17 protein-coding genes are annotated in these 17,357 nt (G+C 57.1%); 14 read left to right on the top strand and 3 right to left on the bottom strand.

Annotated features, from left to right (window positions below):
• The first annotated feature begins 43 nt into the window (after positions 1-43).
• The 7 genes from secY to CU100_RS12020 all read left to right on the top strand — a co-directional run bounded on the left by secY (position 44) and on the right by CU100_RS12020 (position 5,237).
• Positions 44-1,384, top strand: a complete 1,341-nt coding sequence (gene secY, locus CU100_RS12055) for a preprotein translocase subunit SecY (protein ID WP_106716796.1) — start codon at positions 44-46, stop codon at positions 1,382-1,384.
• Positions 1,381-2,037 (top strand): adenylate kinase, encoded by a 657-nt coding sequence (locus tag CU100_RS12050; RefSeq protein WP_106716795.1) that lies wholly within the window; start codon positions 1,381-1,383, stop codon positions 2,035-2,037. The genes secY and CU100_RS12050 overlap by 4 nt, the downstream gene beginning before the upstream one ends.
• A 206-nt stretch (positions 2,038-2,243) precedes the next feature.
• Positions 2,244-2,612, top strand: a complete 369-nt coding sequence (gene rpsM, locus CU100_RS12040; protein ID WP_008124949.1) for a 30S ribosomal protein S13 — start codon at positions 2,244-2,246, stop codon at positions 2,610-2,612.
• A gap of 132 nt (positions 2,613-2,744) precedes the next feature.
• Complete coding sequence (gene rpsK / locus CU100_RS12035; protein ID WP_008124952.1) at positions 2,745-3,134, top strand: 30S ribosomal protein S11; 390 nt, start codon at positions 2,745-2,747, stop codon at positions 3,132-3,134.
• A 126-nt stretch (positions 3,135-3,260) separates the two neighbouring features.
• On the top strand, positions 3,261-4,274 hold the full coding sequence (locus tag CU100_RS12030) for a DNA-directed RNA polymerase subunit alpha (RefSeq protein ID WP_106716793.1): 1,014 nt from the start codon (positions 3,261-3,263) through the stop codon (positions 4,272-4,274).
• A gap of 125 nt (positions 4,275-4,399) precedes the next feature.
• On the top strand, positions 4,400-4,828 hold the full coding sequence (rplQ, locus tag CU100_RS12025; protein WP_106716792.1) for a 50S ribosomal protein L17: 429 nt from the start codon (positions 4,400-4,402) through the stop codon (positions 4,826-4,828).
• Positions 4,829-4,955: 127 nt separating this feature from the next.
• Positions 4,956-5,237, top strand: coding sequence for a type II toxin-antitoxin system Phd/YefM family antitoxin (locus CU100_RS12020; RefSeq protein WP_106716791.1), 282 nt, complete (start codon positions 4,956-4,958; stop codon positions 5,235-5,237).
• A 28-nt stretch (positions 5,238-5,265) separates the two neighbouring features.
• Here CU100_RS12020 and CU100_RS12015 read toward each other — a convergent pair whose 3' ends face one another.
• Together CU100_RS12015 and CU100_RS12010 are read right to left on the bottom strand one after the other, a co-directional pair.
• On the bottom strand, positions 5,266-5,877 hold the full coding sequence (locus tag CU100_RS12015) for a LysE family translocator (protein ID WP_106716790.1): 612 nt from the start codon (positions 5,875-5,877) through the stop codon (positions 5,266-5,268).
• An 89-nt stretch (positions 5,878-5,966) separates the two neighbouring features.
• Positions 5,967-6,773 (bottom strand): AraC family transcriptional regulator, encoded by an 807-nt coding sequence (locus CU100_RS12010; protein WP_106716789.1) that lies wholly within the window; start codon positions 6,771-6,773, stop codon positions 5,967-5,969.
• Positions 6,774-6,965: 192 nt separating this feature from the next.
• On the opposite strand from CU100_RS12010, the gene CU100_RS12005 reads away from it, so the two are divergent.
• Both CU100_RS12005 and CU100_RS12000 read left to right on the top strand, forming a co-directional pair.
• The gene (locus CU100_RS12005) at positions 6,966-8,390 is read left to right on the top strand and encodes a DegQ family serine endoprotease (protein ID WP_407070320.1); all 1,425 of its coding nucleotides are present in this window, start codon (positions 6,966-6,968) and stop codon (positions 8,388-8,390) included.
• 145 nt (positions 8,391-8,535) lie between these two features.
• Positions 8,536-9,849 carry a replication-associated recombination protein A gene (locus tag CU100_RS12000; protein ID WP_106716788.1) on the top strand — a complete coding sequence of 438 codons (1,314 nt, stop codon included), beginning with the start codon at positions 8,536-8,538 and terminating at the stop codon, positions 9,847-9,849.
• 45 nt (positions 9,850-9,894) lie between these two features.
• On the opposite strand, the gene CU100_RS11995 is transcribed toward CU100_RS12000, so the two are convergent.
• Positions 9,895-11,670: a glucan ABC transporter ATP-binding protein/ permease gene (locus CU100_RS11995; protein WP_106716787.1), complete on the bottom strand. Its 1,776-nt coding sequence runs from the start codon at positions 11,668-11,670 to the stop codon at positions 9,895-9,897.
• Between the two features lie 201 nt (positions 11,671-11,871).
• Between CU100_RS11995 and crcB the strand changes: the two genes are divergently transcribed.
• From crcB to CU100_RS11975, 5 genes are all read left to right on the top strand, one after another.
• Entirely contained in the window at positions 11,872-12,249 is a 378-nt protein-coding gene (crcB, locus tag CU100_RS11990; RefSeq protein WP_106716786.1) for a fluoride efflux transporter CrcB, read from the top strand.
• 34 nt (positions 12,250-12,283) lie between these two features.
• Positions 12,284-13,270: an RluA family pseudouridine synthase gene (locus CU100_RS11985; protein ID WP_106717250.1), complete on the top strand. Its 987-nt coding sequence runs from the start codon at positions 12,284-12,286 to the stop codon at positions 13,268-13,270.
• Between the two features lie 16 nt (positions 13,271-13,286).
• Entirely contained in the window at positions 13,287-14,081 is a 795-nt protein-coding gene (locus CU100_RS11980) for an ATP12 family chaperone protein (protein ID WP_106716785.1), read from the top strand.
• Between the two features lie 429 nt (positions 14,082-14,510).
• Positions 14,511-14,729, top strand: a complete 219-nt coding sequence (locus CU100_RS26575; RefSeq protein ID WP_146141836.1) for a hypothetical protein — start codon at positions 14,511-14,513, stop codon at positions 14,727-14,729.
• Between the two features lie 75 nt (positions 14,730-14,804).
• Complete coding sequence (locus CU100_RS11975) at positions 14,805-17,324, top strand: M10 family metallopeptidase C-terminal domain-containing protein (RefSeq protein WP_170113805.1); 2,520 nt, start codon at positions 14,805-14,807, stop codon at positions 17,322-17,324.
• Positions 17,325-17,357: the final 33 nt, after the last annotated feature.

Below are 17,357 nucleotides of genomic sequence, written 5' to 3'. Positions count from 1 at the left end.
GGGTGGATGATGGAGCCCTTAAGGGCACAGACCGGAGACTATAATGGCTTCAGCCGCTGAACAGCTAGCGTCAAATCTCAATTTCTCTGCTTTCTCGAAGGCCGATGAGCTGAAGAAGCGCATCTGGTTTACCCTTGGCGCATTGCTCGTTTACCGGCTTGGCACCTATATCCCGCTGCCCGGCATCAATCTTGGTGCTTTCGCTCAAGCCTTCAACAATCAGGCGCAGGGCATTCTCGGCATGTTCAACATGTTCGCTGGGGGCGCAGTCGAGCGTATGGCGATCTTTGCGCTTGGAATCATGCCCTATATCTCGGCATCGATCATTGTCCAGCTGATGACGTCGGTTGTTCCGGCGCTTGAACAGCTGAAGAAGGATGGCGAGCAGGGCCGCAAGGTCATCAATCAGTATACGCGCTATGGCACCGTGCTTCTGGCGACGGTTCAGGCCTACGCGATCGCTGTGGGCCTCCAGGGCAGCCAGGGCATCGTTACCGATCCAGGCCCGTTCTTCCTGTTTTCGACCGTGATTACCCTGGTCGGCGGAACGATGTTCCTGATGTGGCTGGGCGAGCAGATCACCGCGCGCGGCATCGGCAACGGCATTTCGCTCATCATTTTCTCCGGCATCGTGGCCAACCTGCCGCAGGCTATTTCCGGAACGCTGGAACTCGGCCGCACGGGTGCGTTGTCGACCGGCATTATCCTCGCAATCATCGTTCTGACGGTCGTCGTCATCGGGATCATCGTTTTCGTTGAACGCGCACAGCGCCGCCTTCTGATCCAGTATCCCAAGCGCCAGGTCGGCAATCGCATGTTCCAGGGCGACACATCGCATCTGCCACTGAAGCTGAATACGGCCGGTGTCATTCCGCCGATCTTCGCCTCGTCGCTGCTGCTCCTGCCGGCAACCATCGCCGGGTTCGCCCAGAGCCATCAGATGCCAGCCTGGGCAACGACTATCCTGTCGTCGCTCGGTCATGGCCAGCCTGCCTATATGTTCCTCTACGCGGCGATGATCGTGTTCTTTGCCTTCTTCTATACGGCGCTTGTCTTCAATCCGAAGGATACGGCCGACCAATTGAAAAAGCATTCCGGCTTCATTCCCGGTATTCGCCCTGGCGAACGCACGGCCGAGTATATCGACTACGTTCTGACACGTGTCACCGTTCTCGGCGCGATTTACCTCGTCGTGATCTGCATGCTGCCGGAGTTCCTGATCTCCTGGGCCGGCGTTCCCTTCTATCTCGGCGGTACATCGCTGTTGATTGTCGTGAGCGTTACGCTCGATACGGTTGCGCAGATCCAGGGGCACCTGATTGCGCACCAGTATGAAGGGCTGATCAAGAAGTCGAAGCTCCGGGGAGGGAAACGCAACAGATGAGATTAATACTTCTCGGACCACCGGGGGCAGGTAAGGGAACTCAGTCTCAGCGCTTGGTAGAAAAATTTGGCGTACCGCAGCTCTCCACGGGGGACATGCTGCGTGACGCGGTGAGGGCCGGAACCGATGTCGGTTTGCGCGCCAAGGCCGTCATGGATGCCGGCAAGCTGGTGTCGGACGAGATCGTCAACGCGATCGTCTCGGAACGCATCGACCAGCCGGATGCGGTCAACGGGTTTATTCTCGATGGGTACCCGAGAACATTGATCCAGGCGGACGCGGTCGAACAGATGCTGGCCGACAAGGGCCTTGAGCTCGATTGCGTGATCGAACTCGAAGTCGATGACAATGTGCTCGTCGAGCGCATATCCGGCCGCTATTCCTGCGCGAAATGCGGAACCGGTTATCACGATACCAACAAGAAGCCGCATGTCGCGGGTGTGTGCGACAAGTGCGGTTCGACCGAATTCAAGCGGCGTCCCGACGACAATGCGGAAACGGTGCGGACCCGCCTCGAGGCTTATTACAAGCAGACCTCTCCCTTGATTGGCTACTATTATGCCAAGGGCAAGCTGAGGAAGGTCGATGGCATGGCTGACATGGACGACGTCACCGCATCGATCGAGAAAATACTGTCGGAATTACAAGACTGACATAATTTTATCGAAGGAGTTGACTTTTGACAGCGATTCCTTCAAGTACGGCGCAAATTCGCTTGGGAATATAAAGCGGTCGGCGCCGATCCGGTAAGAGAGGTTCGGGGCTGATCGTTTGTGTTTGTCCCCGAATATAATTTTCATCCCGTCATCTGGCTGCCGCATTGGTTATCCAGCTCTGCCGGTCAACAAGGAGAACAGACGTGGCTCGTATCGCTGGCGTCAACATCCCGACGAACAAGCGCGTGGTTATCGCGCTTCAGTACATTCACGGGATTGGTCAAAAGTTTGCTCAGGAAATCGTCGAGAAAGTCGGCATTCCTGCAGAGCGTCGCGTCAACCAGTTGACCGATGCGGAAGTCTTGCAGATTCGTGAGACGATCGACCGCGATTACCATGTTGAAGGTGATCTGCGTCGTGAAGTTTCCATGAACATCAAGCGTCTGATGGATCTGGGCTGCTACCGCGGCCTGCGCCATCGCCGCTCGCTGCCGGTTCGCGGCCAGCGCACGCATACCAATGCGCGCACCCGCAAGGGTCCTGCCAAGGCGATTGCCGGCAAGAAGAAGTAAGAAATTTTCCGGCGCGGTTCGCTGCGCCGGTTCTGCCTTTTGAGGCGGGTCGTGCTGGTCTCGCACTTTAACTGAGACCGCGGTGGAGCCTCTGGAAATACGGAGGCGTCGAGATCAACTGAAAGGACTACCATGGCCAAGGAAGCCACGCGCGTTCGCCGTCGCGAGCGCAAGAATATTTCGTCGGGCGTTGCCCACGTCAATTCTACATTCAACAATACAATGATCACCATCACGGATGCACAGGGCAATGCGATTGCCTGGTCTTCCGCTGGTGCACAGGGCTTCAAGGGCTCACGCAAGTCCACGCCGTTCGCCGCACAGATGGCTGCTGAAGATTGCGCCAAGAAGGCGCAGGAACATGGCATGCGTTCGCTCGAAGTCGAGGTTTGCGGACCGGGTTCCGGCCGTGAATCAGCATTGCGCGCACTGCAGGCTGCCGGTTTCACGATTACATCGATCCGCGATGTAACGCCGATCCCGCACAATGGCTGCCGCCCGCGCAAGCGTCGCCGCGTATAGTTTTGGTGCGACAAGCATAGGCCGCAAGAGCTGGCTTTCAGCTCCCCGGTTTCAAACCCAGTGGGGGTTTCCACGCCTCAATGCCACGATTGGATGGTGGTAAAGGCAAGGATGAAGGAAAAATAGATGATCCAGAAGAACTGGCAAGAATTGATCAAGCCGAACAAGGTCGAGTTCCAGACCTCCGGCTCGAAGACCAAGGCAACCGTCGTCGCCGAACCGCTTGAACGCGGCTATGGCTTGACGCTCGGCAACGCCTTGCGCCGTGTGCTCCTGTCCTCGCTGCGCGGCGCTGCCGTGACAGCTGTACAGATCGATGGCGTTCTGCATGAATTCTCGTCGATCCCCGGCGTGCGTGAAGATGTGACGGACATCGTCCTCAACATCAAGGAAATCGCTATCCACATGGAAAGCGATGGGCCGAAGCGCATGGTCGTCCGCAAGGAAGGCCCGGGCGTCGTTACGGCTGGCGATATCCAGACGGTCGGCGATATCGAGATCCTCAATCCGGATCACGTTATCTGCACGCTCGATGAAGGCGCTGAAATCCGCATGGAATTCACCGTCAACACCGGCAAGGGCTACGTTCCGGCTGACCGCAACCGCGCAGAAGACGCACCGATCGGCTTGATTCCGGTCGATAGCCTCTATTCTCCGGTTCGCAAGGTTTCCTACAAGATCGAGAACACCCGCGAGGGCCAGGTTCTCGATTATGACAAGCTGATCCTCTCGATCGAGACCGATGGTTCGATCTCCGGTGAAGATGCAGTTGCCTATGCAGCTCGCATTCTTCAGGACCAGCTCGCGATCTTCGTCAACTTCGACGAGCCGCAGAAGGAAGTTCAGCAGGAACAGGTTACGGAACTCGCGTTCAACCCTGCATTGCTCAAGAAGGTCGATGAACTCGAACTTTCGGTTCGTTCGGCAAACTGCCTGAAGAATGATAACATCGTCTATATCGGCGATCTTATCCAGAAGACAGAAGCAGAAATGCTGCGTACACCGAACTTCGGCCGCAAGTCGCTGAACGAAATCAAGGAAGTTCTCGCTTCCATGGGTCTCCATCTCGGTATGGAAGTTCCTTCATGGCCGCCAGAGAACATCGAAGATCTCGCGAAGCGTTACGAAGACCAGTATTAAGCAATTCCAGGAAGACTGGACGCCGGTTTTCCGCCAGGAATTGCGACAACATAAACCACCCGGGCCCTGCCCGAAATTAAAGCCCGGGCCATGAGCCCGAAAAAGAGAAACTAAGGAGAAGGCTCATGCGCCACGGTAATTCAGGCCGCAAGCTTAACCGGACTGCCAGCCATCGCAAGGCGATGTTTGCCAATATGGCTGCATCACTGATCGAGCATGAGCAGATCGTGACAACGCTGCCCAAGGCCAAGGAAATTCGTCCCATCGTCGAAAAGCTTGTCACGCTCGGCAAGCGCGGTGATCTGCACGCTCGTCGTCAGGCCATTTCGGCCATCCGCGATGCCAAGCTCGTTGCCAAGCTGTTCGATACGCTTGCGCCGCGCTATGGCCAGCGCAATGGCGGCTACATCCGTATCATGAAGGCGGGCTTCCGCGCCGGTGACAATGCACCGCTCGCAGTTGTCGAATTCGTCGACCGCGATGTCAGCGCCAAGGGCTCCAAGGATTTGGCCCGCGTTGAAGCCGAACGCGAAACCGAAGCCGAAGCAGCGTAATAACAGCTTCGTCCACTGCTGAGAATTGAAAGGGAGCTCGCGCTCCCTTTTTTCGTTTGTCTTGATGTGAGCGTTAGCTTCGGTCCGGCCTAGGCCATATGACTAGTTGAATGGTCAGGAGCTGAAAATGGCCACGGTTAATATCGCCGATGCGAAAGCTCATTTGAGTGAATTGGTCGGGCAGGTGGAAGCCGGTGAAACCATGGATTTTCTGCGCCGTGGCAAACTGGTCGCCCGGATGGTACCGGCAGAGACCCCGCGCAAACCAATCGATATCGAGGCTTTGCGTAAACTGACACAGGGGTTGCCGGTACAGGCAGAATCCCAAGGAATTCCTCGATTGCGACCCCGCTGTATTTTGTTCAAGGGAGTGCAGATTTCGGCATCAAGTTGTCAATCGTCAGAATAACAGTCTGTGCAAGTTTACAAACTGCCCATTACCGGTCTGTCAGCGCCAGCTTCGCGCCAAGCGCAACAAACGCAGCTGCAAAGCCGCGGCGCATCCATGTCAACACAAGCGGGCGGGATATGACCTGATCGCGGACGGCGGCGGCGCAGAAGCCGTAGATGGCGAATACGACGAATGTCATCAGCATGAAGGCGCAACTTAGCAAGAGCATATGTTGCAGCGGGTGTGTTTCGTCGGCGCTGACGAACTGCGGCAGGAACGCGAGAAAGAAGATCGACAATTTCGGATTGAGGATATTGATCAGGATCGCGGTGATCGTGACCTGAGCCATCGACTTTTCGACCGCCTGGCTATCCACATTCAGCGAGCCATTCTCCCGCAAGGCATTCCAAGCCATGTAAAGCAGATAGACGACGCCGGCATATTTAAAAGTATGGAAGGCTAGGGCGCTCGTGTGGAGGATGGCGGCCAATCCGAAGACAGCAGCGGCCATATGCGGAATAATGCCAATGGTGCAGCCGAATGCAGCTGCGAGGCTGGCGCGGGCGCCGCGCGCAAGACCTGTGGCAAGCGTATAGACAACGCCGGTACCCGGCGACACGACGATGATCAAAGACGTTAAGAGGAATTCGGGTCCCATGATGTTTCTCCTGACGATATTTCTGTGGCCGGATTGAAGCCGATCCGCATTCATACGTCTTGAACAGGATTGCAGCCGAAGGAGAAAAGTCAGGCACAGGCGGCGGCGTAAGCGCCCGGAGAAATTCCATATTTGCGCACGAACAGGCGAGTCATGTGGCTTTGATCAGCGAAACCGCTCGTAGCGGCCGCATCGGCCAACGCAGTTCCCTTCGCTATGAGACGCCGGGCGAGATCGAGGCGGCGTTGCATGAGATAGGCGTGCGGTGTGAAGCCGGTCGCCTTGACAAAGCCGCGCAGAACCTGAAATCGGCTCAATCCACTTGTTCGCGCAAGATCGGCAAGCGTTACTGGAAAGGTCGGCTCATCATCGATCAAATTCCTAGCGCGGTAGATAGCTGCGGACGCCCGGCTTGAACCATCTTGTTCATGGCGTTCGCGGGTGATCGTCGGGAGCAATTGCAACAACAGTTCTTCGCGTTGGAGTTCAGGCGAATTGGCCGTTGTCATAATCGAGAAGAGGCGCTGGAAAACAGTCGCGACATTTGCGTCGCTCATCACAGGCCGGATGAACTCGCGGGTCCTGATGGTGCCTTCATTCATGTCGTCAACGGCTTCGCTGATGATCGATGGATCGAAATAGAGCATGCGCCATGAACGTCCGGCATCGCCGATCGGCATGCCGTCATGAACCTCGCCCGGATTTACGGTGATGACGTCGCCGGCACCCGCCTCCACCATCCCGCGGCCGCTATGGGATTTCTGTGCGCCTTGATGAATGACGCCGATTCCATATTGCTCGTGCCAGTGGCGCGGAAAAGCGTGGGCCGTTGCGGCCTCGACGATCTCGATGCCTGCCACTTCGCATGGAAATATCTTGAACTGGCCTTTCGGCATGTCCTCAGTCTCCTAAGACACCGTCTTTCTATTCTTATCCCAGATATGGCGATGCATGAAGATGGTCGCATGCACATCTCGGCTGGAACCTTATGTCTCAAATTTGCTTTGTTTCTTCGCTGGTATCTCGGTTCAAAATCACCACATTGGGCCGGACAGCCGAATTGATTCATCACGTACCTGGAGATTGATATGAATTTCAAAGCCGCCGCATCGGCGCGGGCGTTCGTCCTTTGCACCGCCATGTTTTCCGGATTGGTGATGCCGCTACATGCGCAAACCGCGAATGATGCGAAACAATTGCCGGCCACGCGGAGCGAGTTGCAACTGTCCTTTGCACCACTGGTGAAGCAGACTTCTGGCGCCGTGGTCAATGTCTACGCGGCTCACGAGGTGCAAACCCGCTCGCCCTTTGCAGGCGACCCGTTTTTCGAACAGTTTTTCGGCGGCAGGCAATTCAACGGACCTCCGCGCGTACAATCCTCGCTCGGCTCGGGCGTCATCATCGATCCAACTGGGATCATCGTGACCAACAACCACGTCATACGCGATGCCGACATGGTGAAGGTTGCACTGTCGGACGGGCGGGAGTTCGAGTCGAAGGTTCTGCTCAAGGACGAATCCACTGATCTTGCGATCCTGAAAATCGACGCCGGCGAGCCGCTGCCGGCCTTGGCGCTGGGTGATTCCGACAAGGTAGAGGTGGGTGACCTGGTGCTGGCCATCGGCAACCCGTTCGGTGTTGGTCAGACCGTGACGAGTGGCATCGTCTCCGCACAGGCTCGCACGCGGGTGGGTATTTCAGATTTTGACTTCTTCATTCAGACGGATGCGGCGATCAACCCGGGCAATTCCGGTGGCGCGCTGATCGGCATGGATGGCAGGCTGATCGGGATCAACACGGCGATTTTCTCACGCTCCGGCGGATCGGTCGGTATCGGTTTTGCGATCCCTGCCAATATGGTGCGCGCGGTTGTCGACACGGCCAAGGGCGGCGCAGACAGGTTTCAACGCCCCTATATCGGGGCTTCCTTTCAGAACGTGACGCCCGATGTCGCCGAGGGCCTGGGAATGAAGCAACCCTACGGCGCCCTGGTTACCAACATCACGAAAGGCAGCCCGGCGGAGCGCGGCGGTCTGCAGGTTGGCGATGTGGTTCTCACCGTTGACGATGTGCGGATAGAGAATCCTGACGGCCTGGGTTACCGCTTGACGACAGCAGGGATAGGCAAGGCCGTGAAGCTCGGCGTTCTTAGCCGATCCACCGAAAAGACAATCACGGTCTCCCTGGAAAAGCCACGCGCCGACTCGCCGGATAATCAGTTGATGATCCAGGGCAGGAACCCGCTTTCCGGTGCACTTGTTCTCGAACTGACGCCAAGCAGCGCGGCACGCCTGCAACTACCACGGGAAACTGAGGGCGTAGCGGTCGACAAGGTGACGCGAAACTCGCCGGCTGCCCGCATCGGGTTGCGGCCCGGAGACATCATCCGCGGTGTCAATGGCGCCGAGATCGCTTCGATCGCTGATCTCAGCAAGGCTATGTCGAGTGATCCTGCGCTTTGGCGCTTCGATTTCGAACGTGGCGGTGCCATAATCCGGCAGATCATTCGCTGATATAAGCCTTGCGCTCGAGTGGGTGCTGCGGAGGCAAAGCCGCTCACCTGGATTTTCCAAAGTCTGGCGACGCCGCCAGTCTCAAGAAAATCGTTTCTCTCCCACGAGAAAGGAGATAAAGCGGCATCGGTGGAGGCGACAGAATATGACGGACCTGTTTTCGGTCAATGACGATCCAGCAATGGACAGGAGCCGGCCGCTTGCGGACCGGTTGCGGCCGAAATCGCTCGCGGAAGTTGCGGGGCAGGAACACCTGACCGGGCCGGAAGGCGCCTTGACGAGGATGATCGCCTCCGGCTCGCTGGGCTCCATGATTTTCTGGGGACCACCTGGGACAGGAAAGACAACCGTGGCGCGATTGCTCGCGCACGAAACGAGCCTCGCATTCGAGCAGATATCGGCGATATTTTCCGGCGTGGCCGACCTGAAGAAGGTGTTCGAGATGGCGCGGTCCCGCAAGATGTCGGGCCGCCAGACATTGTTGTTCGTTGACGAAATACACCGCTTCAATCGGGCACAGCAGGATTCGTTTCTGCCCGTGATGGAAGATGGTACGATCGTCCTCGTCGGCGCCACCACCGAAAATCCGTCATTCGAACTGAACGCCGCCTTGCTGTCGCGTGCACGGGTGCTGGTGTTCCATCCGCTCGATGAAGCCAGCCTCATTGCGTTGCTCGAACGCGCGGAAGGTCATGAGGGCAGGCCTCTGCCGCTAAACGACGAGGCGCGCTCGAGCCTCGTTAGAATGGCCGATGGTGACGGCCGGGCTATCCTCACACTTGCAGAGGAAGTCTGGCGCGCGGCGCGTGAGGGAGAGGTGTTCGATGCAGAGCGCGTGCAGCAGATCGTGCAGCGGCGCGCTCCCATTTATGACAAGGGGCAGGACGGCCATTACAACCTGATCTCGGCGCTGCACAAGTCGGTGCGTGGTTCGGATCCCGACGCGGCGCTCTACTATCTTTGCCGGATGTTCGACGCGGGAGAGGACCCGCTCTACCTCGGGCGGCGGCTCGTGCGGATGGCAAGCGAGGATATCGGGATGGCCGATCCGCAGGCGCTCGTGATCTGCAATGCCGCCAAGGATGCCTATGATTACCTCGGTTCGCCCGAGGGCGAACTAGCGTTGGCACAGGCCTGCGTTTATCTCGCCACCGCACCGAAATCCAACGCGATCTATACCGCCTTCAAGGCTGCAACCCGGGCAGCAAAGGAAAACGGTTCGCTCGTGCCGCCGAAACACATACTCAACGCCCCGACGAAATTGATGAAGGGGGAGGGTTACGGCAAGGGCTATGCGTATGATCATGACGAGCCCGAGGCGTTTTCAGGACAGAACTATTTTCCGGAAGCGCTGGGCAGGCAGACGTTCTACGATCCGCCAGATCGTGGCTTCGAGCGGGAAATCCGCAAGCGCATCGACTACTGGAACAAGCTGCGCCACGAGCGCGGGGAGAAATAAGAAGGGCCGCTGAAAAGCGGCCCTTCTTCGCGTGATCGTCGTTCGTCAGGCAGCTTCGGGCTTGCGCGGGAACGGCGTAACATTGGCCGTATCATCGTCGAGCTTCAGGCCGCCCGCCTTCAGAAGCGAGGTGAAGCGGCCATTCTGGCGGGCGAGTTCGTCGAAGCTGCCGGACTCGATGATTTCACCCTGATCCATGAACAGCACGATATCGGCATCGCGGACCGTCGAGAGCCGGTGGGCGATAATGAACGTCGTGCGGTTCTGGCATAGCTTGTCCACGGCGACTTTCACGCGCGCTTCGGTTTCGACATCGAGAGCGCTCGTCGCTTCGTCAAGCACCAGGATCGGTGCATCCTTGAGGATAGCGCGGGCGATCGCAACGCGCTGACGTTCGCCGCCTGAAAGCTGAGAGCCGCGTTCGCCGACAACTGTACCGTATCCGGCGGACTTAGCGAGAATGAAGTCGCTGGCGTCGGCAGCTTCGGCCGCAGCAAGGACATCCTCATCGCTCGCCTTGGGACGGCCGACGCGAATATTGTCTTCAATCGAGCGGTTGAACATGCCGGCGTCCTGGAACACGGTGGCGATCGCATTGCGCAGCGAGCGGCGGCTCACGGTACGGGTGTCGATACCATCGACCAGAATGCGGCCTTCCTTCGGATCATAGACGCGTTGCAGGAGGTTGATGAGCGTCGTCTTGCCCGCACCGGTCGGGCCGACGATGGCGACAGTCTGACCGGCCTTGGCCTTGAACGAAACGTTCTTCAGGCCCTGAGTCGAATTGGCGAACTCGAACGATACGTTCTCGAACTCGACATCGCCGCTGACATTGTCGATATCATGGGCGGTCTTCGGCTCTACCTCATATGCAGCAGACGCTTCCATTTCGAAAAAGTCTTCGAGCTTGGCGCGTGCCGCAAATATCTGGTTCACGAACGCGGTGAGTTGATCCAGGCGACCGATGAGCAGGGCGGCAAACCCGGTGAACGCAACAACCTGGCCGACATTCATTTCGCCGTGCGTGACGAAATAGGAGCCCAGGAACAGGACAACGATCATCGAAATGGTCGCAGCCATACGATTGATGCCGCTGGCCAAGGCCCACCAGTTAAGAACCGGATATTGCGAGTCGAGGAGTTGCTTTGCATAGGTCTGCAGCGCGCGAGTTTCTTCCTCGACCCGGTTGTAGCTCTGGAGCACCGAGATATTGCCCATGGAGTCCGTGACGTGGCTGAAGGCCTTGATATGATGGCGTTCTACCTGGGCCTGGCCATCCTTCGTTTTTGTTGTCACGACGCGGCTTACGATGACGTAGATCACGCCCAGCACAGCCAGAACCGAAGCGAGACGCCAGTCCTGAACCAAGGCAAGTGGAACCAGGCCAATGAGCGCCACAGCGGTGGCAAGGTGAGTGCGCATGAACTCCAGCCAAAGACCGAACAATGTCTCGATCGCGCGCAGCAGCGTATGCATGGCGTTCGACGTGCCGCGCTGATGGTGCCAGGAAAGCGGCATGCTTATCACGCGGTTGTAGGATTCGGTGAGGACCGCAAGCTTGCGGCGGTGCGCGAGGCGATCAGCTTCTCTGGAGACGAGGACGTTTGCACCGATATGGAACAATCCGACGGCTGCCAGCTGGCTGAGAGGTATCCATATGGCCGATTTGACTGAGATCGCCTGGATGACGAGCCCGACAAGTACAGGCTCGAAAAGCATGGTCAGAGCCAACGCGACATTGACGACACAGATAAACACAGTCGCACGCTTTTCAGCGCCGAGATATTGGAGAGATTTCCAATAGATGCTTAACAATGACACTTCGCCACTCCGCTGCTGGGGCTCGCTACTCAACGCTGTAGAAATGACATTGCATGAGACTCTTGTGCACCGCAATATTCAATGCTCTAAAGTTCTCATAGTTCCCTGTTCCAGTATGGAACATTTTTCTACGTCGCGTAACGTCCCGTGATGATTCAACAATTTGAGTTCGCAACATAAACTCGACAGGCTGAATGTAAAATGAACGCGATATTACTTGTGGCTTCAGGTGGCGCGATGGGCTCCGTTGCCCGCTATCTTGTCGGCCTCGCGATGACGCGTGCGTTAGGCATGAACTTTCCTTATGGAACGCTGACGGTGAACGTCGTCGGCGGTTTCCTGATGGGGTTCTTCATCGAGGTATTGGCCCGATGGTTCAACGCATCGATGGATCTCAGATTGTTTGTGGCGGTGGGCATTCTGGGCGGTTTCACCACATTTTCTTCTTTTTCTCTCGACGCGGCGGTGTTGTGGGAGCGGGGTGAACTCGCAACCGCCTTCTTTTATGTGCTGGCGAGCGTGATATTGAGCATTGGCGCCCTGTTTTTTGGATTATGGCTCGCAAGGATTGCCGCTTAGTGTTATGCGCATGCCTGATCGAAAGGCAGAGTTGATGGCGGCAGTAGAACAAAAGACAGTGGACACGGGTGAGGCAGAAATGCGCCTCGACCGCTGGTTCAAGGTACATTATCCGGGTTTGGGTTTTGGGCACCTGCAGAAGCTCCTGCGCTCGGGTCAGATCCGGATCGACGGATCGCGAGCAAAATCAGATACAAGGCTGCAGGCCGGACAGACCGTTCGCGTACCCCCGCTGCCGGTAGACTCCAAGGCGGAAGGCCATCTGACCGGCAAGAGCATCCGCGGGCGCGAGGACGGAGACGCCCTGAAGCAAATGCTGCTATACGAGGATCCGAAGGTTTTCGTGTTCAACAAGCCGGCCGGTCTGGCGGTGCAGGGCGGATCCGGCGTCAATCGGCACGTCGACGACATGCTGGAGGCCTGGCGCAACAAAAAAGGTGAAAAGCCAAGGCTCGTTCACCGGCTTGACCGCGATACATCGGGCGTGCTTGTGGTTGCTCGCACCCGTGGCGCAGCCCAGGCGCTGACTGCCGCATTCCGCGAGCGTGAGACGAAGAAAACCTATTGGGCGCTGGTGAAGGGCATCCCGCGCAAGCGCGAGGACAAGATCGCCACCTGGCTGGTAAAGGAAACGACACCAGACGGCGACCGAATGCGTGTAGCCCAGCATGGCGAGCCGGATTCAGATCACGCTGTCTCTTATTATCGCGTAGTTGAATCGGCTGGCCAGGTACTGACCTGGCTTGAAATGGAGCCATATACCGGGCGCACGCATCAGCTACGCGTGCACGCGGCCTATATGGGCTGCCCGATTATCGGCGATCCCAAATATTTCGAAGCGGATACCAACTGGTCTTTCCCGGGCGGCATACAGAACCGCCTGCATCTCCATGCGCGCCGGATTCGTATTCCAAATCCCGCCGGCGGTGTCATTGATGTAACCGCGCCCTTGCCACCCCATATGGTACAGACATGGAACCTTCTGGGCCTGGATGAAAGCGACGGCGACGAAGACAATTAAGCGATGGACTGTCACCATGGGTAACGATCTCTTCAATATGGATGCAAAGCAGGATCTTTCTGATCCGGACCCGGTTCGCCGGGCCCAAATCCAATCGAAACTGCCCTTGCCAAAGCGCTTCTATAAAGAAGCCGCGGTCGGCGAGCACGATGGCAAGTTCACTGTCGAACTGGATGGCAGGGTAGTCAAGACGCCCGCAAGGCAGACCCTTGCACTGCCCACGAGAGCGGCGGCACAGCTGATTGCTGACGAATTCTCCGCCCAGGAAAAAGACATCGATCCTGCGCGAATGCCAACTACGCGGCTGGCCAATACCGCAATCGATGGCGTTGCAAATGATCCGCAGGCAGTGTTGGAAGATGTGTTGCGCTTCGCCTCATCGGACATGCTGTGCTACCGCGCCGGTTCGCCGCAGCGGCTTGTCGACCGGCAAACCGCATTGTGGGATCCGATAATCGATTGGGCCGCATCTGATCTCGGCGCACGCTTCGTACTGGCCGAAGGTGTGATGCCCGTCGAACAGCCCCGCGAAGCGCTCAGCGCGTTCAGTGTCCATCTCGGGCAGATCAAGGATCCGTTCGCCGTCGCGGCACTCCACACGATCACGACGTTGACGGGCTCGGCCATTCTGGCGCTCGCGGTGGCCAAGGACGAGATTTCCGGCGAGGAAGCCTGGAAGCTTGGCCATGTCGAGGAAGACTGGACCATCGAGCAGTGGGGAGAAGACGCAGAAGCATCTGCGCGCAGGTTGATCCGGAAGCGTGAAATGCTTGCGGCGGTTGCCATCCTCAAGGCCGTTTCACCAATTTAGTCGGTTGCTTCACAGAGCCTCGCGACGATTGACGGTTGTCCTCGACAGGAGCAGCCTTCAGCTGCTTGCTGTCTATTGCAAGCCCATTCAGCGCCTCGAAGATATGCAGGCGTCGAGGATTGGCGGCGTCGGATAGCTCGACCTGTTCATAAAGCGCAAGTCTGCGAAGCAACACGCTTCACATTACAACCGAATGCAACCGAAAGTCAGAGTGTCCTGTTGTGGACAGTAGTATATCTATTCACAAGCTCAATTAATAGTTGCATTTTTCTGGTTATAAGTTGATTCTGTTAGATTATTTCGTCCACTAACCACTAATTCGTTTGATTTATACCAAAGTCTATCATACGTTAGTTGTGCATACCGCATCGCCAGAAATGACGACTTGGCCGGAAGTGGAGCTGGTTGATGATCCTTCGAGACAATCTGATGAGCCTGACGATCATTTCTGCCCAATTGGCGGGGCAAGCTGCGCCTTCTTTGCCCCGCAACCCAGAACGACCGCTAAACCCCACTACGTGCGACGAAGCATTGGCACGTGTTGAGGAGGCAGCTAGAGAAAATCCATTAATTTCACCGGAAGAAAATAAACGAGTCCTTCGCGAAGCCGTAGCAACGGCGGAGCGGCTGTGTTCGATGAAGCTTTAAAGACAATACCTCAGCAAAAAATCCAACAGTATTTTTAATCTAGTTTGCGGGACCTCTCGCAAGATGGGAGAAGCCATGTGCAGATATTGCTCATACATCAATCAAATCAACCCGGCGGAGGAAGTTGCTCCGGCAGCGACGATCCTCGCTTCGGCAAGGTTCACGGAGGCCCCTGATGCCGCGGCCGATACGACCACCGCATACGCGTTGGGAGCCGGTGAAACTGCACAGGGAGATCTTTCTGTTCTGGGGGATCACGATTGGTACCGCGTCAACCTGGTGGCGGGGCAAACCTATACATTCAATCTGGCGGGGAGTGGCAACACGCCTGTCGTCGACACCTATTTGCGACTGCATGATGCAAATGGCAATCAGATAGCCTTCGATGACGACAGTGGCGTGGGCGCCAGTTCATCCCTGGTCTTCACCGCGGCCGCGAGCGGAGTATTCTTCGTCAATGCCGGCGCCTACAACGATGCGGCAACAGGTCAATACGCTCTGTCTTTCACGCAGGCAAATTCTCAAACAGATCCGACGGTGAGCGAGGCTGCAGACGCAGCGGCGAACACGGCCACAACCTATGCACTGGCCGGGGGTGAGACGCTTCGCGGTACTCTTGGTTCCAATGGTGATCATGACTGGGTAAGGATCGAGCTTGTTGCGGGTCAGACCTATAGTTTTTCAATGACGGGTACGGGCGCAGCAGCCATTTACGACACTTATCTGCGATTGCGCGATAGCGCTGGCACACAGATAGCCTATGACGACGACAGTGGTGCCGGCAACAATTCAACCTTGATATTTACCGCAACCACATCCGGAACGTACTACCTCGATGCAGGCGCCTACAACGATGCTTATGCCGGGCAATACGACCTGACCGTTTCCGGTCAGACAGGAACGGTGCAGCCACCTGTTGCCCCGGAACCGCCGGCCGTCGCTCTCACGCCAGCGCGCCTTGTCGAAACTGCAGATGCCGCCGCGGCTGTCACCACCAGCTATACACTCGCCATAGGCAAGACTGCTCAAGGCCAGCTGTCGGCTGCGGGAGACGTGGACTGGTTCAGGATAAACCTCATTGCAGGACAAACCTATACGTTCGCCATGGTTGCCACGGGCAATGTCGGCGTAAGGGTCAACGATACCTATCTCAGCCTGCGCAACAGCACAGGAGCCGAGATCATTTTCGATGACGATACTGGCCCAGGCAGCAATTCCACGATCACCTATACGGCGACTTCATCCGGCGAGTTCTATCTTGCTGCCGGATCGTACAACAACACGTCGCCCGGACAATATGGGCTCTCTGCAACTGCAGGCAACAAGGCCTCCTACGACGAACTCATGGGGGCGGCTGCCTTGACAAGGCCTGGCACGTCATGGAGCGCGCCGGGCACCGCCGCCAATGTGACATGGGGCGTTCGCGCCACGAACCCCAACGCCACGGATGCTGACGGCAATCCTACGGCATTTATCCCGTTGACGGCAGCACAGATTGCGGCGGTTCAGGGAAGCCTCGGCCAGTTTTCCGACGTTGCGAACATAGCGTTCACTCAAGTCAATCCCGGCGGAACGACCGACAATGCAACCATCCTGGCGGGAGCTTATTCCAGCAATGCGGATGGGGCGGGCGCCTACGCCATATATCCCGGACCAGCAGCCGCCGCCGGAGACATCAACCTGAACAATATGAGTGTCTCGACCACCTCGCTGCCGCAGGGAAGCTACAGTTATTTTGCCGTCCTGCACGAGCTCGGTCATGCAATAGGTCTTGCCCATCCGGGAGACTATAATGCGGCGGCTGGCGTTGTATTCAACTATGCAAACAGCGCCGCAAGCGTTCAGGATGATCACCAATATTCAGTGATGAGCTATTTCGATGAGTCAAGCACGACGGGATCGTATAATAGCTATCCAGACACGTTGATGTTGTACGACATACTCGCGGTGCAGCAGCTCTATGGCGCCAATATGTCCACTCGCTCCGGCGACACAGTTTATGGATTCAACACGAATGCCGGTTCGATCTACGACTTTGCCGTAAACACCACGCCGGCCTTGAGTATCTGGGATGCGGGCGGCAGCGATACGATCAATGCATCCGGCTTTGGTCAAAACCAGAAGATCAACCTGCATGACGGCACATTCTCCGACATAGGCGGACTGACGGGAAATGTATCCATTGCCTTCAATGCCACAATCGAAAACGCGATCGGTGGCAGCGGCGATGACGTCCTGGCCGGCAATAGCGTGCGAAACGTCCTTACCGGCAATGGCGGCGCCGACACATTTGTCTTCAAGGACCTGCTGAGCGCAGCCTTCAATGTCGACACGATCATGGATTTTGGCGCGGCCACCGACCGTATCCTGCTGGACGCTTCGATATTCACGGCGCTCAGCCCCGGAGGCCCACTGTCCGGAGATGCATTCTGCATCGGCGCAGCGGCGGGCGACACCTCTGACCGCATAATCTATAATAGCGGCACCGGGGCGCTTTCATACGACCAGGACGGTGCCGGCGGATATGCGGCTGTCCAGTTCGCCAGCCTGAACGGTGGACTGTCGCTAACGAGCGGCAATTTTCAAGTCGCCTGATGTCATGTCCCCAGAACGAGAAAAACCCGGCGA

The organism is Phyllobacterium endophyticum (assembly GCF_003010935.1).
In the GTDB taxonomy this organism is placed as follows: domain Bacteria; phylum Pseudomonadota; class Alphaproteobacteria; order Rhizobiales; family Rhizobiaceae; genus Phyllobacterium; species Phyllobacterium endophyticum.
The sequence above is the reverse complement of the archived record's forward strand: the minus strand, read 5'-3'. Positions and strand labels throughout refer to the sequence as shown.